The organism is Mediterranea sp. An20 (genome assembly GCF_002160055.1).
GTDB lineage: Bacteria > Bacteroidota > Bacteroidia > Bacteroidales > Bacteroidaceae > Bacteroides > Bacteroides avicola.
In genome coordinates this window covers 71,952-98,336 of sequence record NZ_NFJV01000011.1, presented here as the reverse complement: position 1 = coordinate 98,336, position 26,385 = coordinate 71,952, and the positions used below count along the sequence as shown (strand labels likewise).

Sequence of the window (26,385 nt, the reverse complement as noted above, 5' to 3'; positions counted from 1 at the left end):
TCTATTCCTTATGGTTAATTATTTCATTTTCTGTTTCTCCGGACAGCCGCCATGTATAGAGCGAAGCCTCCATGCCACGCATCAGGTCGCGTTTCAGCCGACCGGGGGCATAGACAAAGACTTCAGCCACCACCACACGCCGACGGGCTTCATCCACCCACACATGTGCCACAAAAGGGCCACCCATAAAGTCTCCTTTCATATACCATAGCCCACGGACCTCCATCACTTGCCTGCCGCGCAACTGCAACAGACGCACATCGGTCATCAGCGAATCGGTAGCCATATACATACCGGGACGCGCACCGGGGATATTAACTTTCATCACCGAATCACGCTTACAGACAAATCCAGCTTTTGTCAGTGCCTCGCCCCCTGCATACGGATAGCTGTACATGACAAAATTACGGTCGTCTGTCGCCGCATTGGTACCCGCCCAGAAGAAACCGGTTCCTTCCTTCGAAGCTACCAGCTCGGCAGGCAACCAGATATCACCGCCGAACAGACGTTGCACTGCGGCAGATACATACATGTTGTGCTCCTCCGACAAAGCGCGTATGCTACGGTTCATCTCCACCTGCGTAAGAAAGCGGACCAGCGAAGCCCCGTGTGCCTCCACGAATGCTGCCAACGAAACTTCGTCCGGTGCCTGCAAGGTCAATATCACCTGCGGGGAGGCATACACATCTTTTGCATAACGGAAGGCTGCCTGCGAATACTTTGCAGCATCTACCTCCACCACGATTATGTTTCGCACCAGCCTCAACGTAGCATCAAAGCCATCAGGCGACGTACGCATCAGGCGGAAAGAACGCTCCGACTGCGGCAGCCCCGGCACATCAGTATCGAGCACCCGATACAGCGCCTTGCCTGCCGGCCTGTCCCAAAAGTTTGTTTCTGCTACCACCAGCACCTCGTAAGGACGCCCCGTCGAAACGGACGTCAGCAGTCCTTTCCTTCCTTTACCGCACGATACCAGCAGACTGACAGTCCATGCACAAAGAAGCAGCATCGACAAGTGTCTTTTCATGACAGGCTTATTTTTTATCTTCACAAAGCTACGAAGAAAGTGGTATATATGCCACAAAGAGGCGGATTATTCACATTAATTCACGTTTTTGTTCTCTTCCATCCTCGCCGTCGACAACATGCCGCAAGCCGCGAATATATCCTCACCGCGCGAAGCACGTATGGTCGTAAACAAGCCGTGCGAGGTCAGATAATCGCGGAAAGCAGTCATCTGCTCCGCATCGCATCCTTCCAGTTCCGAACCGGGAATAGCATGGAAACGTATCAGATTGACCCGGCAATCCAGCCCCCGCAACAGTTTCAGCAATTCTTTGGCGTGCACCTGCGAGTCGTTTACTCCTTTGAACATGATGTATTCAAACGACAGACGGCGCTGTTTGCTGAAGTCATACCGATGGAGATTCTCCACTATGTCTACAATGGAAAAGGCTTTCTCGGCAGGCATCAGTTGCGCACGCTGCTGGGGCACCGGCGAGTGCAGGCTGACAGCCAGGTGGCAGTCGGTCTCTTCCAGATAGCGTTGCAGTCCTTTGCGCAGCCCCACGGTAGAAAGCGTAACACGCTTCGGGCTCCACCCATAGCCATAGGGAGCAGTCATGATGTCCAATGCCTTGAGCACTTCATCCAGATTGTCCAAGGGTTCGCCCATGCCCATCATGACAACATTGGTCAGTTTGTCGCGCTCAGGCAGGGAGTTTATCTGATTGATGATTTGCCCGGCAGTCAGATTGGCTGAAAAGCCTTGGCGACCGGTCATACAGAAACGGCAATGCATCTTGCAGCCTACCTGCGAAGAGACGCACAGTGTGGCACGGTCGCCATCGGGGATATAGACGGCTTCCACAAAATGCCCGCCACCTGCACGGTAAAGGTACTTCACCGTCCCGTCCACAGAGCGCATGGCCTCTACGGGTGGTTCGGCTCCCACTTCATATTCCTCTTTCAGTCGCTCACGATGCTTCAGCGACAGATTGGTCATCTCGTCAATCGACGTCACCTTTTTATCATACAGCCACGAAGCTATCTGTTTAGCAGCAAAGCCGGGCATGCCCAACTCCTGCACCACCGCCTGCAACTCAGGAAGTGTCAAACCCAAAAGAGCATGTTTCTGCATATTCATTCGTATCTCACCTATTTAACAGGCTACAAAGGTATGAATAAAGACGCATACAGCCAACTGTTGGAGGCAGGAGTTGTTCATTCTGCTTTCCGGAAAGATTTTTTATTTGAACTTTTCAGACATACATTTTGAACTTTACAGCAATATCATTGTGGAAGAATCCGCATATCTTTGTTTCCGTAAACAGTACATGCCCGAACGGGAGGCAGCCTTCGGAAGTAAACTTCCACGCGCTAAGAAGCGAACTCCCACGCGCTAAGGAGCCGACTTCCGGGCGCTTGGAAACAGACTACTGTTTATCAACAAGTTACACAACAAACTTTAATAATCAACAACCCATATCAGGAACAATGAAAAAAGTATTGATCATTACCTCCAGCCTGAGGCACAGAAGCAATTCGGACGCTCTGGCTGAAGCCTTTGCCCGGGGAGCATCCGAGGCAGGAAACGAAGTGGAGACCATCACGCTGAAAGACAAGGAAGTGCATTTCTGCAAAGGCTGTCTGGCCTGCCAGACCACACAGAAGTGTGTCATTGCAGACGATGCCCCCGCTATCGTACAGAAAATGTATGCGGCCGATGTCATGGCATTTGCCACACCTATCTATTATTACGAACTGAGCGGACAGCTGAAGACGTTGCTCGACCGCTCCAATCCTCTGTTTACGACCGATTATCATTTTCGCGACATCTACCTGCTGACTTCTGCCGCCGAAGACGAGACATACGTTCCTCAACGCGCCGTCAACGGGTTGGAAGGATGGATAGCCTGCTTCGAAGAGGCACACTTGGCAGGGACTGTCTTTGCAGGAGGAGTAAACTCCCCCGGAGAAATCGAAGGACATGCGGCTTTGAAGCAAGCGTACGAAATGGGGAAAGCTGTCTGATGCAGAATGAAGAGATAAAAAGATGAAGCAACCACTCATCATTTTCCGAAACGGGCAGCAGGTCTGCCCGCTCGGACAGGGCACTTACCAAATGGGCAGGCGGCGCAGCGAAGAGATACAGGCCTTGCGCCGAGGCATCAGCCTGGGACTGACACTGATAGATACAGCCGAAATGTATGGCACAGAAGACCTGGTGGGCGAGGCGGTGCGCCATTGCCGAGACGAGGTGTTCCTTGTCAGCAAAGTCCTGCCTTCCCATGCCAGCTATGAAGGTACCAAACGGGCTTGTGAACAAAGCCTGCGCAGACTTGGTACAGATTACATAGACCTCTACCTGCTGCATTGGATAGGACATCACCCGTTCTCCGAAACCGTACGCGCCTTCGCCGAGCTGCAGCAGGAAGGCAAGATACGCCAATGGGGAATGAGCAATCTTGACGTGGCAGACATGGAACGCATCCTTGCCCTGCCGCACGGCACAGACTGCGCAACCAATCAGGTGTTATACAACCTGCAGGACCGGGGAATTGAGTACGACCTTATCCCATGGAGCGAACGTCACACAATGCCTCTCATGGCTTATACGCCACTTGGCGAAGGCAGATTGCGCCACCATGAAACCCTGGTGAGGATAGCCGAGAGACACCATGCCACTCCTACACAAATCATGTTGGCATGGACAATGCGCACTCCGGGCATCATAGCCATCCCCAAGGCAGGAAGCGTCGCCCATGTAGAAGAAAACACCCGCAGCCTCGACCTCACGCTAACGGCAGAAGACCTGCGCGAGATAGATGCAGCCTTCCCGGCACCGATTCAAAAGATACCTCTGGCCGGTTGGTAGTCGTTTCGTGCTCCTCCTTACACCATCCGCTTGGCCGCTGCCCGGTCGGGTTTGCCGGTTCCGGTCTTTGGCAGGGAAGCTACACCTATAATCTGCTTGGGGCGCCAGTAAGGAGGCAGGGCAGCTATGGCCGATGCTATGCGGGGATGGTCTTCAGCAACTCCCTCCACCAGCATCACTACCCGTTCGCCAAACTTGGCATCGGGAGCTGATGTAATGACAAAAGGGAATGGCAAGTGAGGATGCAAAGCAGCTTCCACCTGTTCTATCTGTACTTTTACACCACCTGTATTGATGGTATTGTCTCTGCGACCCAACACACGGAATCGTCCCTGGGCATCGAGTTCTACCAGGTCATTCGTCTCCAGACGGTCGGGATTCACGGCAGGAGCATAGATGACAAGCGTGCCTTCCGGGCTGACCGACACGGTTACACCCTCGAAAAGTGTGTACCACTCCGAAGCTTTCCCTCCGCTCAACCGGCGCATGGCTATGTGCGAAAGGGTTTCGGTCATACCGTAGGTGCTCCACACAGACTGGGGAAAAGTCTTCAGCACCGAAGCCAGCGCATCGTCCACCGCCCCTCCGCCAATAATCAGCTGGCGTACCTGCTGCAGTATTTCACATTCGCCTGGCACCTGCAAAGCATTGAACACCTGCATCGGAATCATTGCAGCAAAAACCGGAGCTTCCGACAACCCAGCCAACGGATGCCCGGATGGGTGCACAGGAATCAGGTTCAACCCAGCAACCAGGGTACGGACTACCACCATTTTCCCGGCAATATAGGGCAGCGGCATACAGAGCAAAGCGGTATCACCAGCCTGAAGGCCTAAGAAATCTACCGTCATCCGGGCAGAGTTCATCATACGCTCTTTTTCAACCCGGAGTTCCTTGGGCACTCCCGTCGAACCGGATGTATGTACCGACAAGGTATCTGAGCCATCGAACCACTCCTGCAAGAAACCTGCCAGCTGCACCTGGAAGCTGTCCTCGCCATATTGGTGGCTGAACTCAGCACGCAGCCGGGTACGGCAATCTTCAGCGGTATAAGTCACCCCGTCAATGGTGATCATCTGGCGTTCTATATCAGTCATCTGTCCCTCCGTCTCCTTTCAGATAACTCCATAGTTCAGGTTCCGTATTGTCACCTTGACACCACAGGCAATCGCCCTCTATGTGCAACGGATAATCTACATTATCCGTAAAGAGCAGCCCCGTGCCCAATCCTTGCGGCATCTGCGGATGCAGGGTTGCACACCATTGGGCAATGGCATTCAAGCCTACATTCGACTCCAAAGCCGAAGTCACCCACGAGCCGATGCCACGTTCTGCCGCCAGCTTTATCCACTCTGCCGCACCATGCAACCCTCCGTGAAGCGAAGGTTTCAGGATAATGTATTGAGGCCGTATCGTATCCAACAGTGCTATCTTCCTGGCTCGCTCGTTGATGCCGATAAGTTCTTCATCCAGCGCAATAGGGAAAGGAGCCGAGGCACAAAGGCGAGCCATCACTTCCCACTGCCCGGCACGCACCGGCTGCTCAATGGAGTGCAGGCCGAACCGGCTTAAAGCCTCCAGCTTCTGCGGAGCGTCTTCCGGCAAGAAAGCACCGTTGGCATCTACACGCAGTTCTATCTGTTGCGGAGTGAAACGTCGGCGGATGCGGTCAAGCAATTCCAACTCCCGTTCAAAGTCTATGGCTCCAATTTTCACCTTGATGCAACGGAATCCGAGGCGCATTTTTTCCTCCAACCGCTGTGACATTTCCTCAAAATTGCCCATCCAGATGAGGCCGTTGATAGGAATGCCTTCGTGTCCCTCAGAGAAAGGAGTATGGAAAAAACGGACTCCACCAGCCTGAAAATGCAAAAGAGCCGTTTCCAACCCAAACAAAATGGAAGGATAAGGGGCCAATGCCTCGTAATCAATACGTCCCTCTGCCTCAAAACGATGGCAGAAACGGGTCAGTATCTCTTCATAATCGGGCAACGCATCGCAACTCAGGTCGGGCAGAGGGGCGCATTCGCCTACTCCGAAGCTGTTCGTTCCATCGGCTGTCAGAAGAAGATACCAGACTCGCCGGGTGTGATAAACGCCCCGCGAAGTGCCTGCCGGTTGCCTGAAATGCAGTGTGCGGGGAATGATTTGTATGTGATAGTTCATTTCACTGAAGTAATTTATCGCCTGTTTAAATTTTCCTCTTTAAGATTTATAGCGGCCTCCTTCAAGCCTCTTTCCGGTCCCGTTTCCGGGCAGACTTCGTCACGTAGCCCGCTACGCTCCTCAGTACACCGGAAAATATCCTCGGAAACAGTACTCAACATAAGGCTGAACAAAATCTAAACAGACTCTTAAACTTTTTAGCACTCCTCCGAAGGTCTTGTGTACATACGGGTGGCATTTCTGATAAGCTCTTTACAGGAAACAGCCAAGCGATAAGCAGCCTGCTTCCAAGCAATAAGCAGCAAGCTCGTTATATATAAGAAGCAGCATGCTGATTATCAGCAAGGTACCTGTTATGCCGTACAGCAATCGGAAAGTCCAGACCATTTCATTGTATAAATCTCTTTTTGTATACGCTTAAGGGAATTTCGGATATTTGGACCAATCCGGCTTGCGTTTCTCCAAGAAGGCACGGCCACCCTCTTGTGCCTCTTCCGTCATGTAGTAAAGCATGGTAGCATCGCCTGCCAGTTCCTGAATGCCAGCTTGTCCGTCCAATTCGGCGTTCAGACCAGCCTTAATCATACGCAATGCCAGGGGGCTGTGCTGCATCATGGTCTCGGCCCACTCCACTACTTCATCTTCGAGGCGGTCGAAAGGCACCACTTTGTTGACCAGCCCCATCTCCAGAGCTTCTTGTGCTGAATACTGCCGACAAAGGAACCATATCTCGCGGGCTTTCTTCTGTCCTACCACCCGGGCCAGATAAGAAGAACCAAATCCGGCATCAAAACTGCCAACACGCGGACCGGTCTGTCCGAAGATGGCATTTTCGGAAGCAATGGTCAAATCGCACACGACATGCAGCACATGTCCGCCACCGATAGCATAACCATTGACCATGGCAATCACCGGCTTCGGCAGGGAACGAATCTGCTTCTGTACGTCCAGCACATTCAGCCGCGGCACACCGTCGGTACCCACATAGCCACCGTGCCCCTTCACATGCATATCACCGCCAGAACAGAAAGCTTTGTCGCCGGCACCGGTCAACACCACTACATTGATGTCCTGGCACTCGCGGCAATAATAAAGCGCATCACTGATTTCAGACGTCGTTTGGGGCGTAAAGGCATTCCGATAACGCGGACGGTTGATGGTTATCTTGGCTATGCCGTTGTAGAAGTCGAAAAGAATATCTCCGTATTCTTTAATAGTTTTCCATTCTCTCATAGTACTAATTGTTTTTATGATTTTATCGAATGATAATAGTTTTTCAAAAGCTGCACATCAGTGGTTGGGTCGGTAAAAGCTTCCAGCAACATCGGACGACCGGTAACCGCCGGCTGCACAAAACGGGGCAATGTCTTCGCCAAATCGGCCTCGTCATATACCGGAAGATACTCAAACCCGCAAGTCTCTGCCCAACCGCGAGCCGTTGTCTGATGCGTGCCAACCACGAAACGATGGGTATCACCGGCAAGATTCAAGCCGGGCAAGGCATGGAAGATTTCTCCCCCTCGATTGTTAAGCAGCAAAATACGCAAGTTCGGGCCGTAACAATGGTTCCATAAGGCATTCATGTCGTAGAAGAAACTCAGGTCGCCGATGAATGCAAAATTCAGCTCACCGGAAGCCGCGGCATATCCCACCGCAGCCGACAGGGAACCTTCGATACCATTCATACCGCGATTGGACAGCACCTTCACACTGGCAGGCAGAGGAAACAACTGGGCATAACGCACCACCGAACTGTTGGCAAGATGCAACGAACAAGTCTGCGGCAGGTGTTGCATGACCTTGCCGATAACTCCCATTTCCGAATAGGGAAAATCCGGTCGTGGCAGCTTAGCCGAAAGCTGCTGCCAACGTTCCCTATACCCCCCGTCGGCCTCTACACATTGCGGCAGCACCTGTGATAAGAACTCTGTCGGTCTGGCTTCGATCAAGGTGGTAAGCGACTGAAACAAATCTGCCACTTCACCTGTAGGAGTGATGTGCCAATGCGCTTGGGGCGGACAACTCCGCAACAGTTGTTTGAGCCGTTTGGAAATAATGTGACCGCCGCAAGTAATCAGCAAATCAGGACTCAATCCCAACCGAGCTTCTTTATCTTGAAAATACAGCACAGCATCAATGTTCCGGACAGCCGTTCCGTGGTAGTTGGCAAGATGTTCGGCCACGCACACAAAGTAACGGTCTACATCAGCAAGCCTGTCCAGTCCGTCCTGAAACATCGGGTCTTCCTGCCCGATGACCAACATACGCCGCGGATAACGGTTCAGGTCCTCCAGCAAAGAAGAAAAACTGCCGGAGCAGCGGGTTATGACACGCGCCTGCGGCAAACTGCCGACCGGACAGTCAAAAAAAGGTTCGGAGACAGGCACGTTGATGTGTACGGGACCTCTGCCGTGATGGTCTACAGCCAGCAGGGCTTCATTAATAAGACGGTTGCAATACCATTCGTCTTCTGCCGAAGATACTTCGGGCAGATGTACCGACTTCTTCACCAAGGTGCCAAACACGCCAGCTTGCGGCAATGTCTGCCCGTCCATCTGTCCTATCCAGGCCATGGGGCGGTCGGCCGAAATAACCACCAAGGGCACCTGTCTGTAAAAAGCCTCTGCCACAGCAGGATGCAGATTGAGTAGCGCCGAACCTGATGTGCAACAGACAGCAGCCGGCCTCCCATCATGCAACGCCAATCCCAAGGCAAAGAAACCGGCACTGCGCTCATCCGTCACCTGATAACAAGTGAATTCGGGCATGGATGAAAACGTATGCACCAAAGGAATGTCCCGGCTACCGGGACATAACACAACTTTCCGCACACCATGGGCAGCCAACAGTACGGCCAACTGCAAAATACTTTTCTTATCCGTATACATATTATTTCTATCGGAGAATCAGTTTATGATTCTTTTCATCGTATCCATCTTATGCCGGGTTTCTTCCCATTCGGTCTCTTCAGCAGACGAAGGCAAGATACCTCCACCGGCATAGAAGACGGCTTGCTTGCCCGACAGCTGCATGCAGCGCAAATTGACGTAGAGCGAAGTACGTTCCCCCCAAGAATCCAGCCAACCGATGATACCGGTGTAGTAACTACGGTCATATCCTTCGTTGGATTCAATAAAATCGTAGGCTTTCTGCCGGGGCAATCCGCACACTGCCGGGGTAGGATGAAGTTCGTTCAGCACGTCTCCCAAATTATCCGTCTGCTCCAGGTTGAAAAAGAAATCAGTCTTCAGGTGCACCACCTGCCCTGCACGGGCTGTGTAAGGTCCCTCTTCGGTCAGGTTAAACCCTATTCTTCCGATAACCTCACGCAAGTAGGCACTGACCAACATCTGCTCTTCCCGGTTCTTCAAGCTCCATCCTTCCGGCATCTGCTCACCGTTCATCGGCATGGTGCCCGCCAACGACACCGTGTGCCAACGTCCCCGTTCCGCACTCAGAATAATTTCGGGCGTAGAACCTATCCACGTGCCCGTCACCGGGGTATGAACCAACGATATCATCATGCGCGGATAACTGGTGCATGCATTGACGAAGGTAGCCAACGGAGAAAAGGTATCGGGCAAAGAAGCTGTCTCACAACGCGAAAGCACCAACTTTTGGAAGACTCCTTCCCGCAACGGTTGAATGAAACGGCCGAAAGCCTCTCCGTAATCCCGGCGTGTGTAGGCAGGCACATGCCTATCAGATATCAACCTGTCCTTAACAGGCTTAGCCATCCCTATGCTCGCCAAAGCATCGGCAATCTCTGCCCAGCCTTCTGCCTTACGGTCTGCGCGGATAATCACCACCGGATGCTGTTCAGAGGGACAGAATGGCGCCAATACAAAGCCGGTTTTTCCGTTCAGCCCTTGCAAATGGGCACACGTATGAAGCACTCCTTCACGCTGCAGCACCAATACAGGCTCTTTCTCCCACGGCAGACGGTAAAGAGCAAAACTGACAGAACTCTGTTCCAGCTCATCTATCAGCTCACACAATTTTTTATCTGGTAAATTCATGGCCACAAAATTACACATTTCCCAAGAAAGGCCGATGCTTTGAAGGGAAATATGTGAGACTTTCCAACCAAAAAGCCACTGACACGACAGAGCATCTACATGAATTTCAAGATTCCCTTCTTATACGGATGAAGCCGACTGCCAAGGCATTAGAAATAGACTGCCAAGGTATTAGAAGTATGCTGCCAAGGTATAAGGATGTGGCTCCTTCCCCATCCGAAAGTCAAAGGCACAGAATAGAGGCAAAATATCGGTACCCTCCCCCAGAAACTCTGCCAACATAAAGGATGACGCCGCTAAAATGAAGAGTTACGCCGCTAAAATGAAGGGTTACGACGCTAAAGTGAAGGGTTACGACGCTAAAGTGAAAGGTTATCGAAACAGACAGAGGTCGCATCGTTGCCGATACGCCCTCTATCAATAAGAAATAGACTCTATGTCTCTTATATCCTAATCAAAAGAACAAATAACGCATATCCTTCACCCCAGCCTTCAAATAAAGGTCGTTGATGAACTGCATAGCCATACGCGCATGCATGGAAGCCTGCGTGTTCTGTTCAGTCTCAGCATTAAACTCCTGATCCAGTTTTTCTTCCGCATAAGGCTGCAGCACGAACACGCCGCCATTGCCCTTGATAGGCTGGCTCAACTGATTCACTTCTGCCACAGAGGCATAAGCACTTACCAACGGCTCACTGCTACGCAAGGCAGCCACATAGGCCGGAGCAGCAAATGTGACATGCTTTACAGAATCACTCACTGCATCAGTCAAACCTTTATACTGTTCCATCGTCGTGGCACCGGCAGCCTTCATATCAGCCATAATCTTCTCAGCCTTCTTGTCGCGAATCAGTTCAAAACGCAACTGATACTGTACCAGCGACAACGGGCGGTAACCTTCGGGAACAATGCTTTCCAAACCAACCACCAGCATGTGGTCATTATCTCCACACTCAAACAAGCCAGAGACTTCGCCGGGTTTGGCATTGAAAGCCCAGCGCAAAGCTTCCTTGGTATCCTTAACGCTGCCAATGCCGTGCTCGGCACTGCTCAAATCATTTCTCTCCAACAGTCTGTAGCCGGCATCTTCTGCATTAGCCACCATTTTCTCCAAGGTGTTGTTGGTAGCAATAAACTGGCTAAAGTCATTGTAAGCCTTGCTGTAAGTTTCTTTGCTGAACTCAACCGGACGCTTGATGACAGCCACTTTATATTTGTCTTTCACCGCTTTTTTATCAGTCACCTGTAGAATCACATTAGCCTGCGCCAATGCCAGATTCTGAAGTTCATTCTTATTGCCCGTTGTAATAGCGGTAATGTACTTCAAGTTATCGCCGTCAATCTGGGCTCCTTCGTAGTTTACAGAAGAAATCCATGCCGATTCGCCGGTTTGCCCATACTTCTGAGCCACTTCCGCAAAATCTGCTCCACCCTTGATGGCATTGTAAATGCTGTCGGCCAAAGTTTTGGTCTTGTCAGGCGTTTCTGCCATAACTTGAATCTGGCGGAACTCAATAGAATCGGCCATAGAAGCCTCACTCAATTTCTTAAAGATATTCAATGTGTTGTCTGCAGCATTATAATAAGGACCGAACACGTCACCTGTCGATACAGAATCCAGGCGGGCCACTACATCGCTCGGCAATGCACGGGTCGTGTAATACAAGTCTACATAAGGCACATCCGAACCCGTAGAACGGACAAACGTTGTATAGTCTGTCATGTTACCAGCCAACTGGGCAGTATATTCATCCATCTCCTTGCGCAACGCAGCCTTATCCTCATCACTGGCAGTTACCTGCACATCAATAAAGCGGATGTTACGTGTCTCTACATATTGCTTGTACTGCTCCTTCTTCTCTTCATAAGCAGCTCTCAGTTCTTCTTCTGATACCGTTATTGTCGAATCGGGCACCGAAGTATAAGGAACAGCCGCCAGCATCAAGTCTGTCTGGTTCACCCGTGCATCAAACGAATTCTGTGCTTCCACCGGATTCGAAATCAGCGCGTTGCTGATGAGAGACATGTATTTCTCGCGTAAACGGGTCTGTACCAGCGTCTTCTCAATAAACGACCAATAATTATATGTCTTCTGATAATACTCTGCATATTCCGCAGGCATCTGGGCCATGTTCATCTTAGAATAGTCTACCAGAAACTTATTCAACATATCTTTGTCGAACATACCGGTCTGGGGATTGCGGAAAGGAGTGTTCTGCAGCAAAGGATGCACCCCGGCATTAATAATGGCCTGCAACTCGGCATCAGAAACCTGTAAACCAATTTTCTTAGCCTCATTTTCAATCAGCTTGTTCTCTACATACGACTGCCATACTTCGTCCTGCAGTCTATTAACTTCTTCCTCCGACAAAGAATTCACGTTACGGGTAAACTTCACCACTTCCGTGTATTCTTCCACCAACGACTGATAATCCTGAGCGGAAAGACTCTCACCGTTCACTTCACCAATATCTTGCGACTGATGCGGGCGCATCACCTGCCAGGCATCACCTGCAATGAAAGCAAACAGCGCCAGCCCGACCACAATCACAACCAATGGTCCTTTAGACCGAATCTTTTGTAATGTTGCCATTTTTAATTAATACGATTTATTTGTTTTTACTTATTCTTTTTCCTTACGTTCTTTCCTTACGTTTTATTTGAGCGCACGAAGATACAAAAAATGCGAATAAGCGTCTACTTATTCATCAAAAAAATGCATTTAAAGGCCTCATTCCGTGACTTTCAAGCGTACAAGCTCGATTTTAGTAGCCGTCAGACGCAATATTTTGAAATGATACTTACCCACACTAACTACTTCATGCAGCTTGGGAAAATTCTGATAACGGTTCAAAATCAGACCGCCCACAGTCTGGTAATCGTCGGACTCAGGCAGTTCCAAGCCAAACATTTCGTTTACTTTTTCTATCTCCAGCCGGGCGGAAAGCACATATTCATGCTCATTCACCTTTTTGCAAATATAGGAAGTATTGTCGTGCTCGTCTTCAATCTCTCCAAAGATTTCCTCTACCAAATCTTCCAATGACACGATGCCTGATGTTCCGCCAAATTCATCCACCACCACAGCAATCGTTTTCTTCTGCTGCATAAACAATTGCATCAGTTTGTGAGCCGGCATGGTTTCGGGCACGATAGGGATGGCCTTCACACTTTTGTGCCAATCTGCCGGATTGCGGAACATTTCAGAGGAATGGATATAGCCCGTCACATTATCTATATTGCCATCGTAAACAATGATTTTTGAAAGCCCCGACTCCACAAACAAATTGCGCAAAGTTTCCAGTGTATCGGTCACATCCACAGCCACGACTTCCGGACGGGGCACCATGCAATCGCGTATCTTGACATTTGAAAAATCAAGCGCATTCTGGAAAATCCGGACCTCCTCATCCAACTCTTCCTCATCGCTTACTTCCGCCAGGCTTTTCTGCACAAAACGATCCAAGTCAACCTTGCTGAAAGCGCGGTCTGTATCTTTCTTATTAACCTTCACGCCTACTAAACGGAGGAATCCCCGTGACAATCCAGAAAGAAGCCAGGAGACAGGACACAATACGACATAACACACCAGCAAAGGGATGGCACACAGCCTCAGGGTGCGATTGGGATGCAGTTTGAATAAATTACGAGGCAAGAACTCAGCCGTCAACAGAATGACAGACACAGCTACCACAATCTGCACCAGCAACATAAACAAATCATTGGAGATAGCACCTACCGGCAAGATTTCCTCCAAAAGACGCGCAGCCAACAATCCGTAGGCTACCAATGCTATATGGCTTCCTACCAGCATAGAAGAACGGAAGCTGGCAGAGTGATGCAAAAGAAGCGCAACAATCCGCGCATTCCATTGCGACTTCCCTACCATCTCAAAGCGCACCTTATCCATCGAAGCAAATGACACCGCCATCCCCGAAAAAAACGCAGAAAGCGCCACAGCAATCAGTAAATATCCCACTGTATCCATTATCTCTTCGGTATTGGTCTTGTCCGTACCCGCAAAGTATCAGTAGGTATCGGCTTCAGGCTATCTGCCTGTACGGATGACAAACTGTCGTCCTGCAAGCTGTCTGCGGGAGCTGTTGCTTCTTCGTCGAAATAAAAGGTTCCACCTGTTTTCAATATGGTGTATTTCGTCATCTGCTGGTTGGAACGGAACCCCCAGCCCCAGATAACACGGTCGAAGTCGGGCTGTTCGATGCGGATATATCTATCTGAATAAACCCGTTGTTTCCGCTGGTCCCAATAGAGCAAATCCGTATCGAACTTATCGCCCTTCAGGTTCTGTACATGCACGTTCCCCACGAGTTTCCACAATTCTTGTTTATTATAAAAATAAGCGGTATCAGCCTTGATGTTTGCCTCCACGTTAAACAAGGTATCGAATTTCTCCAGATACACTCCTTTCTCAAAAGCCCAATACGGAGGATCCTTGCGGTCAAAGACCAACCATTCTTCCGTTTCTATACGATAGCGTATCAGACCCGAATCCGACACCAGGGTTGTCACACCGCGTGTGTCCATCACCGGTATCGAATCGCGTTCGGTAATGGCCTCGCCCAACTGTTTGTCACCGCCGGAACACGAGCAAAGCAACAGCAGCGAAGTCATCCATGCCATCACCATAGCAAACCCGACCATCACGCGGTCCTCCTTTATCAAGATAGCCTTATCCATGACACATTTCATCGAATAATAATCGATTCTCCTATCCATCCGCCTATGTGCACCCTGTCGCCCGTTGTATAACCCAGCATGAACAAGTCTTTACGGGTTGGTAGCTTCTTGGAATACAAAGCCAGCAGCTCATCAGACTCTTTTTCCAGTGCAACATCCAACTGCTTGGCCCTTATCAAATTATCAAGTACCAGGTAATAAGTACATTGGTTCAGCGCCCGTTCTTCCGTCCAGCAAGGATGGGCAGCATAAAGCCGTGCGAGCAGAAGATGTGCCTTGCCCAAAAAAATATCATACGACAAAGCTTTCTTACAGAACGAAGCAGCCTCGACATAAGCATCTTTCTGTCCTAACTCTACAGCGATTTCATAAGCCTTTACCGCCTTTCCGGCTTCCGTACTATCCTGTTGCAACACAAAATTCCCGTAATTCACGGCACCTGCCACGTCTCCTTTTTCCAGCCTTACGGACAATGTATCCAGAAATGACCTTTCCTCTTGAAGCGCAGCAGCTTGAAAATCCGCCGAAGACTCTACCAAGCACGCACTTTGGGCAGCCATGCCGGTCCATCCACCAAGCACTCCCCCAAGAAACAACAGCAATCGGCGTCTGAAGTTTCTATCCGGTCCGTACTTCTTATGCTCGCCTTCCTTCATCAATCCACTCTATTCTTGAAGAACCACCGTTCATTAAAAGTAATGCCGATGCAGAGACGCAGAGTATTCTCATCCAAGAACGAGGCCGTAGTACCTTTGGTACGCACGTATTGTGCCGACACGCTGACCAGCGAACGCGTGCGGGGAACCGGGAAGCCAAAGCCGGCTGTCACACCGAACTCCTTGGCAGCACGCATGTCGTTTATTTTATAATAAGGCCGGGAATAGTAAAAACCTGCCCTGTACTTGACATGTCCGAAAAAGCTCCGGCTGAAGAAACTCGGTATGAATTCGGCACCCAATGATATTTTACCACGCTTACAGAATACATTCTTCTCGCCCAGATAGGACACGTCTTGCCAATTCTGTAGCATGACATCGGCAGCTAACGTCAAGCGTCTGTCATACACATAGGCCAGACCGCCTCCCCACGTGGTAGGGATACCGAAACCGCTGGGCAGGTCTGTTTCGCTCACCGTAGCATTTTCGTCGGTACCGGTCTGGCGATACTCCGTGGCAGTAGCATTTAAGTTATGTCCCGGCGAAAAGACTACTCCCAACGTCAAAGCATGTTTCTTTCCAAAATCTTGGGTGTATTGCAAGCCGAAGTCCAGCTTATAGCTCTTCACATCTACCATGGAAGTTACAACCGAAGCAAATATCTCGCTGTCGTAAGGGAAACTCAAGGTACGGGTTCTTGTCACCCCTCCCCACAAGTAAGACACATTGGCCCCCACCGACAAATTCTTCCACAGTTTGAATCCCGCACCCAGATAGAGCAGATGTATTCCTCCGTCGCCGTCATATTGCACTATACTGGACGCTGTCTGCGACTCTTCATTCTCACGGAACTCGCTCAGGTTATAACCCACATTGGCATAAGGCAGCAATCCCAGACTGATACCCGCCCATTTGGCTGCACGAAACTGCATGGTCACGTAATCAAAACTGGAATTTCGGGCATTCAGTTTCGTTGTACCATTACTGAAGTTTGTATTCTGAAGGGAGATGCCCCCATCGAAGATGAAAGTCAGCGAATCTACCGACGAATAAGAAGCTGGATTCGCAAAATTGACCTGCGACTTGTCGCGCAAAGCATACGCAACGCCTCCCATGGCCTTGCTGTTTGCCGAACCCGGGTCTGCCAACTGTCCATATCCATACCTTGTGTATGGCGAATTTGTATTGTTCTGGGCCACCGCCACTCCGGATAACATCGTGAGCAAGAGTGCCAAAAGCGTGTGTCTGAACTTAATCATTCTTTTAATAAAATATCAATTTAATTTCTCCAGTTATAGAAAACTGCCTGCAAAGATGACACTTTTTCGGCTGGTATCAAAAGAAAAATCTACTATACTCGTTAAAAAAAATAAAACTTCAAGTTATTTATGTTTCTAAGCACTGACTTGCAACGACTGCCAAGGCTCGTATCTACGAGAAAAAAACGAGTCTGATTCCTTAAAAAAATGGACTCCAGAGCCCTCTTGCGGAATCTCCGGAATCCATTTTTCCATTTCAAACAAACCTACGAACAGGTCTTCTGAAAAGCCTTCTTTTCCTGTCCGATTCTTCTTCTCCGACCGACCGACTTAACACCGACAATGCCGACAATCTTTTCGGCAACGAATGCCAAGCTATAAGAAACGGACTGCCAAGTAATAAGAAACACCCTGCGTAGCGATTAGCAGCAAGTGCATCATATATAAGAGTCAATTCCCTGTACGACAGTCGTTTCTTCCGGTTTATTCAGCAACCGCCTGTTGTCCGTCTGTTGCTCCTGCGCTTCCGCTATCGGCCGGAGTCATCAGTTGGATGTCGGCCCATTCTGTCCACGTGGGAGAAACCATATATTGCGGTTCCTGCATCTTGCCAATCAGTGCCGTAGCCTGCTTCACGTCGGCATTTGTTTTCTCGAACAACTGCTTCATCGTAATATTGCCACCGGCATCTTTGATGGCTTTAATCAAGAAATAAGTATAATATCCTTGTTTCTTGTCGTGATAAACGCTCGATGTCTGGTCGCCGCTGCTGGACGAAAAACTCAACGTATGCCCCTGTGGCACACCCATTCGGGGCACTACCCGCACGCCTTTCTGCGCTATGAGGGGCGCATTGCTCTTATAGCCTCCACTGAAGCAGGCATCCAGAAAGACATACGCACCTTTGATGGGATAGGAAGAAAGACGCTTGTAAAGGTCGGCCAGCGAAATGCCCAGACGGATGTTCTTACCCGTAATGTCCACCGGCAACAGATACGGTTCCTTGGTGGCCTCATCGTTATTGCCGTGTCCGGAGTAATAGAATATCAGTTCAGCTTCAGGATCCGCACTTGCCATGTTCATCAGCCAGTCCAACTGTTCGTGCATCATACCAGCCGTGGCATTGGGCACCAGGCGAATCTGATTGTCGGGCACACCGAATGTACGCACGCAATATTCACGGAATACCAGCGCATCATTCACGGCATAAGGCACGTTAATCTCCGCATTGGCACCGGTCATGCTATAATCTTCGTTACCGATGACCAACGCATAACGGTGCGGGTTCACGGCTCCTACGGGAATATCCTCCAGCAGTTCGCTGTCGAAAGTCAGATGGTAGTCTTTGGCCACCACCTTGCGGGGTGTTACATTGCCCTGAATCTTAATGGCACTCGAAGCCGTGAGATATTCACCCAACTTTACCTTATAGGCTTCATTGAGATAAGAAGAATGCGTGTCTTCCGTCACAGTAACCATCACGGCAATGGAATCACCGTCAAAACGCTTGTTCACCAAGAATCCATAATCCAGCGTAGCCACTTCGCCCGGTGCAATGCTGTCTACCACCATTTCGGGCATATCGGTCGTAAATACGTTGCGTGGCAGTTTGAAGTTCAATTTCACATTCCGCGCGGTCTTTGCGCCATAATTCTGCAAAGCCAATGTCAAACGTCCGTTTTTACCCAAGGTAATAGATGAACCGTCGGCCGCAAAGAACTGGTGGTCGGCCACACGCAAACGAGGCATGGCATATTCCTGGGTATTCACCACGAGTTCGGCCGGGTCTGCATCGAAACCATTGGCCTCAAAAGCATAGATATTAATCTTAGCCAGTGCCGTAGGCATCTCTTTTTTCACCAGATAACGGAACGTATAGGTCTTCGAGGCACCCGCCAGGATGTTTCCACCATCCAGCTCGCGCGGTCCATCGAAATACTCGTCATACCCCTGCTGTTCGGAGAATCTCAGGCGGATGTTATAGGCATCTCCCTTTCCTCTGTTCTCGATGGTGAATTCTACAGCAAAACTCTCGCCGGCATCAATCACTTTATTGTTGTTACCATCCATAAAGCTGTCTACACGAATCACCAATTGTGCAGGTTCCAACGGCACAGGTACCGGCTCATTCTCTGTAGCAGCGGCAGCAGGCATCTTCTTCATTGCCTCATTATAAGCCAGCAGGCGCGAAGAGAATGTTTCATACGATGCTCCGTCGGCTATAATTTTAGACAGCACCTCATATTCGGGTTTCATATCCATATACTGATAAACGCCCGCCAATCCCTGCATATACTTCTTGGAAGTAGGTTCTTTCTCCAATATCTTCAGGAACAAGTCTTTTGCCTCTAACAGATAACCGGAAGCGCGCTGCCGTATCAAAGCATATTCGGCATCGTTGGCAATCTTGAGTCCGCTGTTCACAATCTCCGTTGCCACATTAAAATTGGCACGGGCCAGTCCCGTCAGCAGTTCAAAGCTGTTGGGCGACAAGGCATACAGCCGTTTGTAAATCTCCAGTGCTTCTTCATTCTTGCCCTGCATTTCCATGATACGTGCCTTGATGGGCAATACTTGCTGGTTGTTGGGGTCTACCTGCAAAATACGGTCAATGGCGCTCAACAACTTCGGCATATCATTGGTTGCAATGTGTACGTTCACCAGATTGTACAGAAAATCCAGCGACACGGGATACTTGGCGATGGCTTCTTCCAACACCCTCTCCTGTTCTGCATAATTTTTCTGCGACATATAAATCAGGTTCAGATACACATAGCAGTCTTTTTCCTGTGTTTTGTCGCCGGTTCTCAGATACTCATTAAACAAGTCAATGGCTTGCGAAAACTTCTGCTGCCCGTAAGCAGCCACGGCAGCAAAATAAACAACCGATGAATAGTTGGAAGCCCTGGGCAACAGTTCGCTCTGGAAAATCTGCAGCTGAGGCAATTCAATATACGCAGCAGCAAAGTCCAGCCCTTTAGCAGCGTCCCTTTGGTTGGAATAATAAATGGCCGCATCCAACAGACAAGGATAAATACTGCGCAAACGGTTCTTTGTGCCTGTCAGATACGATTCATTATCCGGAGCCGACAAAACTTTCAGATACTCCCGATAGCTTTCCAGCAAATAGCCATACATCACATCGGGAGTCCCTCCTTTGTCACGCTCACTCTCATAAAGCACATATTGTTGGTTGGCATGCTGGGAAGCAGAAGCCGCATCTTGTGCAAGCGCCTTTCCACATACCACCAACAACATCATAACAATAGTCAGTGTGAATCTACGTTTCATATATAATAGTATCAATTTGAATTTCTCTCTTTGCTGTTCAGTCGGTCCTTTATCAAGCAGTTAAGAAGTTAAGCCAATATTCAGCCCCGCAACGGACCGTACTCCGAAGAGGATATTGACTTAACTTCCACCAATATACAAAAGGCCAACGCCTCTTGCTATTTTCACTTCAAAACAACCGTCTGAGAATCATTTTACTGCACGGGGAAAGCATCAACAATGACAAACTGCACATTGATCTTACGGAATTCTCCACCGCGCTCCTTGGCTACTTCCACATGGAATTCATACTGGTTGTCTGTGTTCTGCAAGGTCGTTACATTTTTCTTCACATAATCCATCACACCTGCCGCACGCAACAGAGCCAGTTGCTCATTGGTAGTAATGCCCGAAGCCTTTGTCACAGTGATGTTGTCCAGATTTCCATCCTTATAATAAGGTTCGTCCACGAACTCCCCATATTGACCTCTATAGGCTATACGTCCACGGATAGGACTGGCATCAGCCGAACCCGTAATGATAATCTTCACCTGCTTTCCTTCGGCCAAATATTTAGCGAAATCACCTTCAAAGGCATTCTTGATGATTTTCATCAACGACATAGCAGCGTTGGAGCGTTCTATATCATAACCTCCCGACGGGAAGTCTTCCTTGGCAGAATAAGCTTTATTGATAACCTCATACTGGTAGCTTACCTTGTAATTGTAAATCTTATTCCCATCAGCATCCACATCTGCCTGTACTTCTGTTTTCACATCAATCTGAGTGTTTTCCGTAATAAGCTTTTCCTGTTTCTTTTCCTCTACTACGGCTTCTTTAATTTCCTGCAACTGCACTTCTTCCCGACTTGCTTGCTGCATGATTTCCAAAGGTACAAAATTCTCATCTGCCTCCAGAGCCGTCAGTTTCGTGCGGCCAATATTGTCATAGATATAGACCTTATTGGTTGTTTCATTCAAGACTTCCACGTAAGCCAGTTCGAATTCATCTTTGTCATTCAATACATACACTGCATTATTGAACTTCAGGCTACCGTCCTTAAAGTCGCCCAACTCACCCTCCGGCACGTCAATCGCAATAGAAGGTAACGTATTGAATCCGATGTTCAACTTATTCGTAGATTCATCATAATCGCCCACGAACGGGTTTTCAATAGCCAAGCGGTCACCGGCCAATTCCGTAGCCACTTCCTGAGCGAAAAGCTGCTGTTGCTTCAGACGAGTCTCGTCATTCACACGGATAGCATATTCTTCCATGGTTTCTCCCTGCATCATTTTCACCCATTCATTCATGCGGGCATCCACCTCGTCATTCAACAGTTTGCCGTAGAAAGGATTCAAGCCATTGGCATCCCAGAACACCAGACTGTTCGGGCGATTAGAAATCATGAAAACCTCGCTGTTTTGGCGGTTGATAAAGAAACGGCTGCTCAATACACCGCCCATTTTCTCTTCCAAAGTCTGCTCTACGGCACCGTTTTTCAGGTTCACCACCAGAATGGCATTCCCATCTCTCACCACACTCACATACTTGCCTTGCGGATGGAACGAAGGTGAAGCCAGTTTGCCACCCAACTTGTCATAAACAGCGACCTTATTCCAAGTCTTCGTGTCCCAGATACTCAAACAATTATCATCAGTGACCACAGCCAATTGGGAAGCATCGGCAGAGAAATCCAATCCAACTACCAGGCCTGTCACAGGCAGGTTCTTGCGCAATTCTCCGGTGCGTACATTCCAGATGTCCACACTCTTGCCCGTACCGGCTGCAATAAAATAATTATTTGAGCTTACCGCCAAGGTCGTAGCCAAGGACTTTCCCTGAATATAGGCCTGCGGTTCGTACGCACGCGTATCATAGATTACGATTTCTCCCAAAGAGTTGGAAACCATAAAATGACGCGCATCCGGTGCATAGCACATAGCCAAAGGCATGCGTTTGCCTTTTCTTAGCTGTTTCACCTGCTGTTCTGTCAGGTTCATCAACGGACCTTCAACTTCCGACAAGTCAGTCGGCACATCCAGTGCGAGCACTTCTCTATCCTTCAGTCCCTTACGTTTATCTTTCAGTTCAAAGAGCCTCTGATTGCGCTGACGGAACGAATAAATAGTAATGTTCTTGTCACCACGGATCAGAGCCAATGAGCTGCCAGTCGGATTGAAGGCAATTTTGTCAATGTCGCTGATATCCACGATAGCAATGTCGCGTAAGGTGTACAACGAACCATGCTCGTCCAAGAAGGCCGTGCAGAACGTTGTGTTCTCAAAAGACGCAATGTCTTTGTCAGACGCAAAATTACGCTTTTCTTTGACCTGCGCCCATGCCTGTCCACCCATCAGGGTAAAGGCAACAAACAAGGTACCTCCCAAGACAAGGCGATACCGAAATCCTTTAGCATTCATAAACGTGTGTATAAAATCATTCATATTTGTTTCTGTTCGCAAATATAAAGATTATTTCTTAACCCACAGAACAAGAAAGTAGCGTTTTTTCACTGTCCATTCAGTTTTATAGACCAAAACATTCAAAAAAGGGACTAACCGGACAAATTTAAGCATTATTATCTACTCTTTTCAGCCCCATTTTCTCTGCCCGCTTTAACATTAAATCACGTGCAGCCTCATATTCATTGGGAATCACCCCATCCAAAATGGCATCTTTGATACATGCCTTCAACACTCCCACCTGCTGGCAAGGCGGCAGTCCGAAGGTCCGCATGATTTCTTCCCCGCTTACAGGCGGCTGGAAATTGCGTATCCGGTCTTTCTCTTCCAAGTCTTTCAATTTACGGCGCACCAGTTGGAAGTTGTCCAGAAAACGCTGTTTGCGCTCGCGGTTCTTCGAAGTTATGTCTGCTTCACAGAGCATCATTAAATCATCAATATCGTCTCCGGCTTCAAACAGCAAACGTCTCACGGCAGAATCTGTCACCTCCTCATCGGCAATCACGATGGGTCTCATGTGCAAGCTCACCAGTTTCTGCACATATTTCATTTTCTCATTCATAGGCAGCTTCATCTTCCGGAAAATGTCAGGCACCATTTTAGAGCCTACAAAATTATGATTGCGGAAAGTCCAGCCCACCTTGGGTTCCCAACGCTTGGTCAATGGCTTGGCTATATCATGCAACAGCGCAGCCCAGCGCAGCCACAGGTTGTCTGTATGCCTGCTGATATTGTCCAGCACTTCCAGCGTATGGTAGAAGTTGTCTTTATGCCCCCTGCCGTTGCGCATATCCACTCCCTGCATCGCTACCAGCTCCGGGAAAATAAGCTCCAGCAACCCGCAACGGTCCAAGTCGATGAATCCCTTCGAGGGTACAGGAGCAAGGATAATCTTGTTCAGTTCGTCGGCAATACGCTCCCGCGAAATAATGGAAATGCGCTCCCGGTTCCGTCCCAGTGCCTCAAACGTTTCGTCGTCGATATAAAAATTCAATTGGGTAGCAAAGCGTATGCAGCGCATCATGCGCAAGGGGTCGTCGCTGAAAGTCACATCCGGGTCCAAAGGCGTGCGTATGACCCGTTCTTTCAAATCGCCCATGCCATCAAACGGGTCCACCAGTTCACCATACCTTACTTTATTAAGGCACACCGCCAAGGCATTGATGGTGAAGTCGCGCCGGTTCTGGTCATCCTCCAGCGTGCCATCCTCAACAATGGGCTTCCGTGAATCATGCGAATACGACTCTTTCCTCGCCCCTACGAACTCCACTTCCGTGCCCCGGTACTTCAACTGGGCAGTCCCGAAATTCTTGAACACCGACACGTGGGCACCCTTGCCAAGCCGCCTGCCCAAAGCCTCGGCCATGGCAATGCCACTGCCCACTACCACCACATCAATATCTTTCGAAGGGCGCTGCAAGAAGATGTCGCGCACATATCCTCCTACCACGTAACACTCCAATCCCAACTCATCTGCTGTGGCAGAAATCTGTCGGAATATCTCGCCCTCAAAACACCGTTTCAGTTCTTCTGTCGTAAGTTCCAGCATATATTTTTCTGTTTTTTCTTCACTAAATGACCGCAAAGATACGGAATTATTTCTATTTTTGCCGCCGTCAACAGAAGAACAACTCATTATGAAACAGTCCGTCTTTCTTCTGGCAGGGCTTTGCTGCGCGCTGACAGCCTGCCAGGATATAGAAAAAAAGGCCGCCACGCGGCTCGAACTGGCCCGCCAGGCCTATGAAGCCGGTCTATACAACGAGGCCAAGCTGCATATAGACAGTATCAAAATACTTTATCCGAAAGCCTACGACACGCGACGGGCAGGCATCTACCTGCTGCAGGATGTGGAATTGGCCGAACAGCAGAAGACTTTGGCCTACTTAGACAGCTGCTTCCAGGCCACCAGCCAACAGTTGGAAGAGCTGAAGCCTCGTTTTGTACTTGAAAAAGATACGGCCTACCAGCAAACCGGCCGCTACCTGGTTCCTTCGCAAGTAATTGAAAAGAACCTTCACCGCTCTTTTCTCCGTTTCCAGACAGACGAACGGGGGGGGCTCAGTTTCACATCTATCTACTGCGGCAACCGCTCCATCCATCACACGGCAGTAAAAGTCATTGCGCCTGACGGCAGTTTTGCCCAAACTCCTCCCTCCAAAGACAGCTATGAAACCGAAGACTTGGGGGAGAAAATAGAAAAAGCCGACTACAAACAAGGCGAAGATGGAGGAGTCATCGCTTTCATCAGTACGCACAAAGACCAGAATCTGAAAGTAGAATATCTGGGCGACCGTACCTTCAGCACAACCCTGACCAGTGCCGACCGCCAGGCGGCCAGCCTGATAACTTCTTTGTCGCAAGTTCTTGCTGCCCTTACCCACATCCAAGAACAGACCGAAGAGGCCAACCAGAAAATCCGTTTCATCCAAGAGAACATGAAACGGAGAAAGACAAAAGAATAACCTTCTGACACTCAGCGTCCTACTTCAAAGGTACAAGAAGCAGGACTGTAAAGTATAAGAAGCACGTCCGCAAGGTATAAGAAACAGACTTCAAAAGTATAGAGAAAATTCGCAGAGGAGGCTTTTCCGCATAGGGGATGCCTCCTTAACTTTGTGCGCATCAGTCGGCAGACTAATCTGAGATTTTTCTTCGGCATCGTTGATATTGGTGCTTCAATCCGTAATCCGTGTATAGACACACACTAATCCGCTTCCTAACTTTGCGCCCTAATCAATAAAATCTGAATGTTATGGACCTATTCACTTATCAATACCCCGTCCGACAACACTTCGGCAAGGGGTGCGCAGAGAGTGCAATCAAGGAAGAAATGACCCTTGTGGGCAAGAATGTGTTGCTGGCCTACGGCGGCGGCTCGCTGAAACGCACGAGGCTGTATGACACGCTGATGGAATGGCTGCACGAGTGCGGCAAGAACGTGGTGGACTTCGGCGGCATTATGCCCAATCCCACCTACGACAAGGTGCAGGAAGGAGCGCAACTGGTGCGCAAATACGGCATCGACTTCATCCTGGCCGTGGGCGGCGGATCGGTCATCGACTGCTGCAAGATAGTATCGGCACAGGCACGACTGGACGAGGACATCTGGGACATGCAGTACACACGGCATCAGTTCCCCACGAAGTTTGTGCCAATGGGAGCCGTAGTCACCGCATCGGGCACGGGAGCCGAACAGAACAACGGAGCGGTCATCACCCACACCGCGAAGAAACTGAAACAACCGCTCGTCGGTGCTTACCACACTTTCGCCATACTCGACAGCGACCTGACGAAGACTTTGCCGATGAAGCAAGTCGTCAGCGGAGCCTTCGACACACTGAGCCATTGCATGGAAACGTATATGGGCCGTCCGCAAGGAGACAATCTTTCCGACGAAATCAACGAGGCTGTAATGCGCAATGTCATCAAAAACCTGCGTGCCCTCATCGCCAATCCCGACGATGACTTTGCCCGCGGCGAACTGATGTGGGATTCTGCCCTCGCCGAAAACAGCCTGCTGAAACTGGGCAAGCAGACCGATTTCCAATGTCACATGCTGGAACATGCCGTAGGAGCTTACACCGATTGTAACCACGGGCAGGGACTGGCCGTCATCCACCCCACCCTCTACCGCCACCTCCTCGCCGAGGGTAAGGAGAAGCTGGCACGCATGGCAGAACGGGTGTGGAACGTGAAAGGTGATACGACGGAACAGACCGCCGCTCTCGGCATTGATGCCCTCGAAGCCTTTATCCGGGAAATCGGCTTGCCCACCCGCTGGAGCAAGATGGGCATTACGGACGAGACAGTCCTGCGTGCCGCTGCCGACACCTGCCTGCTGATGCCCGGCTGCTGCAAGCAGTTCACAAGGGACGAGTTGTTTGAGGTGCTGAGGGAAAGACTATAACAAAGGCTCACTCCGACCTGCCGACGGATTCATTGCCTTGCCATCCAATGCAAGTATAACAG

At 49.7% G+C, this 26,385-nt stretch carries 19 protein-coding genes and 1 pseudogene; 4 read left to right on the top strand and 16 right to left on the bottom strand.

The window, feature by feature from the left end:
* Position 1 precedes the first annotated feature (1 nt).
* Both B5F34_RS08235 and rlmN read right to left on the bottom strand, forming a co-directional pair.
* The gene (locus B5F34_RS08235) at positions 2–1,030 is read right to left on the bottom strand and encodes a DUF4837 family protein (protein ID WP_087337194.1); all 1,029 of its coding nucleotides are present in this window, start codon (positions 1,028–1,030) and stop codon (positions 2–4) included.
* Between the two features lie 75 nt (positions 1,031–1,105).
* Complete coding sequence (gene rlmN, locus B5F34_RS08230; protein ID WP_087337192.1) at positions 1,106–2,143, bottom strand: 23S rRNA (adenine(2503)-C(2))-methyltransferase RlmN; 1,038 nt, start codon at positions 2,141–2,143, stop codon at positions 1,106–1,108.
* A 356-nt stretch (positions 2,144–2,499) separates the two neighbouring features.
* Between rlmN and B5F34_RS08220 the strand changes: the two genes are divergently transcribed.
* A complete protein-coding gene (locus B5F34_RS08220) occupies positions 2,500–3,036 on the top strand; it encodes a flavodoxin family protein (protein WP_087337185.1) in 537 nt (178 codons plus the stop codon).
* Between the two features lie 22 nt (positions 3,037–3,058).
* Positions 3,059–3,880: an aldo/keto reductase gene (locus B5F34_RS08215; RefSeq protein WP_087337182.1), complete on the top strand. Its 822-nt coding sequence runs from the start codon at positions 3,059–3,061 to the stop codon at positions 3,878–3,880.
* A 17-nt stretch (positions 3,881–3,897) separates the two neighbouring features.
* On the opposite strand, the gene B5F34_RS08210 is transcribed toward B5F34_RS08215, so the two are convergent.
* The 14 genes and pseudogenes from B5F34_RS08210 to B5F34_RS08150 form a co-directional block, all read right to left on the bottom strand.
* Positions 3,898–4,977 (bottom strand): AMP-binding protein, encoded by a 1,080-nt coding sequence (locus tag B5F34_RS08210; protein ID WP_087337179.1) that lies wholly within the window; start codon positions 4,975–4,977, stop codon positions 3,898–3,900.
* Positions 4,970–6,046: an o-succinylbenzoate synthase gene (locus tag B5F34_RS08205; RefSeq protein WP_087337176.1), complete on the bottom strand. Its 1,077-nt coding sequence runs from the start codon at positions 6,044–6,046 to the stop codon at positions 4,970–4,972. Before B5F34_RS08205 ends, B5F34_RS08210 begins: the two co-directional genes overlap by 8 nt.
* 417 nt (positions 6,047–6,463) lie before the next feature.
* Positions 6,464–7,288, bottom strand: a complete 825-nt coding sequence (gene menB, locus B5F34_RS08200; protein WP_087337173.1) for a 1,4-dihydroxy-2-naphthoyl-CoA synthase — start codon at positions 7,286–7,288, stop codon at positions 6,464–6,466.
* A gap of 5 nt (positions 7,289–7,293) precedes the next feature.
* On the bottom strand, positions 7,294–8,934 hold the full coding sequence (gene menD, locus B5F34_RS08195) for a 2-succinyl-5-enolpyruvyl-6-hydroxy-3-cyclohexene-1-carboxylic-acid synthase (protein WP_087337169.1): 1,641 nt from the start codon (positions 8,932–8,934) through the stop codon (positions 7,294–7,296).
* 18 nt (positions 8,935–8,952) lie between these two features.
* Positions 8,953–10,065: an isochorismate synthase gene (locus B5F34_RS08190; RefSeq protein ID WP_087337282.1), complete on the bottom strand. Its 1,113-nt coding sequence runs from the start codon at positions 10,063–10,065 to the stop codon at positions 8,953–8,955.
* Between the two features lie 454 nt (positions 10,066–10,519).
* A complete protein-coding gene (locus tag B5F34_RS08185) occupies positions 10,520–12,658 on the bottom strand; it encodes a peptidylprolyl isomerase (protein ID WP_087337166.1) in 2,139 nt (712 codons plus the stop codon).
* 138 nt (positions 12,659–12,796) lie between these two features.
* A complete protein-coding gene (locus B5F34_RS08180) occupies positions 12,797–14,053 on the bottom strand; it encodes a hemolysin family protein (protein ID WP_087337163.1) in 1,257 nt (418 codons plus the stop codon).
* Entirely contained in the window at positions 14,053–14,727 is a 675-nt protein-coding gene (gene lptC / locus B5F34_RS08175) for an LPS export ABC transporter periplasmic protein LptC (protein ID WP_239448883.1), read from the bottom strand. Before lptC ends, B5F34_RS08180 begins: the two co-directional genes overlap by 1 nt.
* A gap of 44 nt (positions 14,728–14,771) precedes the next feature.
* Positions 14,772–15,422 carry a hypothetical protein gene (locus B5F34_RS08170; protein ID WP_140392982.1) on the bottom strand — a complete coding sequence of 217 codons (651 nt, stop codon included), beginning with the start codon at positions 15,420–15,422 and terminating at the stop codon, positions 14,772–14,774.
* Positions 15,419–16,678 carry a hypothetical protein gene (locus tag B5F34_RS08165; RefSeq protein WP_087337157.1) on the bottom strand — a complete coding sequence of 420 codons (1,260 nt, stop codon included), beginning with the start codon at positions 16,676–16,678 and terminating at the stop codon, positions 15,419–15,421. The genes B5F34_RS08170 and B5F34_RS08165 overlap by 4 nt, the downstream gene beginning before the upstream one ends.
* Before the next feature lie 33 nt (positions 16,679–16,711).
* Positions 16,712–16,825 (bottom strand): annotated as a pseudogene (locus tag B5F34_RS17880) (pantothenate kinase); the annotation flags it as partial.
* Positions 16,826–17,161: 336 nt separating this feature from the next.
* Positions 17,162–19,969 carry a caspase family protein gene (locus B5F34_RS08160; protein ID WP_087337154.1) on the bottom strand — a complete coding sequence of 936 codons (2,808 nt, stop codon included), beginning with the start codon at positions 19,967–19,969 and terminating at the stop codon, positions 17,162–17,164.
* Positions 19,970–20,163: 194 nt separating this feature from the next.
* Positions 20,164–22,371, bottom strand: a complete 2,208-nt coding sequence (locus B5F34_RS08155; RefSeq protein WP_087337276.1) for a WD40 repeat domain-containing protein — start codon at positions 22,369–22,371, stop codon at positions 20,164–20,166.
* A 148-nt stretch (positions 22,372–22,519) separates the two neighbouring features.
* Positions 22,520–23,962, bottom strand: coding sequence for an HD domain-containing protein (locus B5F34_RS08150; protein ID WP_087337151.1), 1,443 nt, complete (start codon positions 23,960–23,962; stop codon positions 22,520–22,522).
* Positions 23,963–24,050: 88 nt separating this feature from the next.
* Between B5F34_RS08150 and B5F34_RS08145 the strand changes: the two genes are divergently transcribed.
* Positions 24,051–24,878 carry a hypothetical protein gene (locus tag B5F34_RS08145; RefSeq protein WP_087337148.1) on the top strand — a complete coding sequence of 276 codons (828 nt, stop codon included), beginning with the start codon at positions 24,051–24,053 and terminating at the stop codon, positions 24,876–24,878.
* A 290-nt stretch (positions 24,879–25,168) separates the two neighbouring features.
* Positions 25,169–26,323, top strand: a complete 1,155-nt coding sequence (locus B5F34_RS08140) for an iron-containing alcohol dehydrogenase (protein ID WP_087337145.1) — start codon at positions 25,169–25,171, stop codon at positions 26,321–26,323.
* Positions 26,324–26,385: the final 62 nt, after the last annotated feature.

Coding starts and splice junctions, on each gene's coding strand:
- B5F34_RS08215 (WP_087337182.1), top strand. CDS start 3,059: ATGAAGCAACCACTCATCATTTTCCGAAACGGGCAGCAGGTCTGCCCG.
- B5F34_RS08145 (WP_087337148.1), top strand. CDS start 24,051: ATGAAACAGTCCGTCTTTCTTCTGGCAGGGCTTTGCTGCGCGCTGACA.
- B5F34_RS08205 (WP_087337176.1), bottom strand. CDS start 6,046: ATGAACTATCACATACAAATCATTCCCCGCACACTGCATTTCAGGCAA.
- rlmN (WP_087337192.1), bottom strand. CDS start 2,143: ATGCAGAAACATGCTCTTTTGGGTTTGACACTTCCTGAGTTGCAGGCG.
- B5F34_RS08185 (WP_087337166.1), bottom strand. CDS start 12,658: ATGGCAACATTACAAAAGATTCGGTCTAAAGGACCATTGGTTGTGATT.
- menD (WP_087337169.1), bottom strand. CDS start 8,934: ATGTATACGGATAAGAAAAGTATTTTGCAGTTGGCCGTACTGTTGGCT.
- B5F34_RS08165 (WP_087337157.1), bottom strand. CDS start 16,678: ATGATTAAGTTCAGACACACGCTTTTGGCACTCTTGCTCACGATGTTA.
- B5F34_RS08210 (WP_087337179.1), bottom strand. CDS start 4,977: ATGACTGATATAGAACGCCAGATGATCACCATTGACGGGGTGACTTAT.
- B5F34_RS08150 (WP_087337151.1), bottom strand. CDS start 23,962: ATGCTGGAACTTACGACAGAAGAACTGAAACGGTGTTTTGAGGGCGAG.
- B5F34_RS08160 (WP_087337154.1), bottom strand. CDS start 19,969: ATGAAACGTAGATTCACACTGACTATTGTTATGATGTTGTTGGTGGTA.
- B5F34_RS08180 (WP_087337163.1), bottom strand. CDS start 14,053: ATGGATACAGTGGGATATTTACTGATTGCTGTGGCGCTTTCTGCGTTT.
- B5F34_RS08190 (WP_087337282.1), bottom strand. CDS start 10,065: ATGAATTTACCAGATAAAAAATTGTGTGAGCTGATAGATGAGCTGGAA.
- lptC (WP_239448883.1), bottom strand. CDS start 14,727: ATGGTCGGGTTTGCTATGGTGATGGCATGGATGACTTCGCTGCTGTTG.
- B5F34_RS08140 (WP_087337145.1), top strand. CDS start 25,169: ATGGACCTATTCACTTATCAATACCCCGTCCGACAACACTTCGGCAAG.
- B5F34_RS08220 (WP_087337185.1), top strand. CDS start 2,500: ATGAAAAAAGTATTGATCATTACCTCCAGCCTGAGGCACAGAAGCAAT.
- B5F34_RS08235 (WP_087337194.1), bottom strand. CDS start 1,030: ATGAAAAGACACTTGTCGATGCTGCTTCTTTGTGCATGGACTGTCAGT.
- B5F34_RS08155 (WP_087337276.1), bottom strand. CDS start 22,371: ATGAATGCTAAAGGATTTCGGTATCGCCTTGTCTTGGGAGGTACCTTG.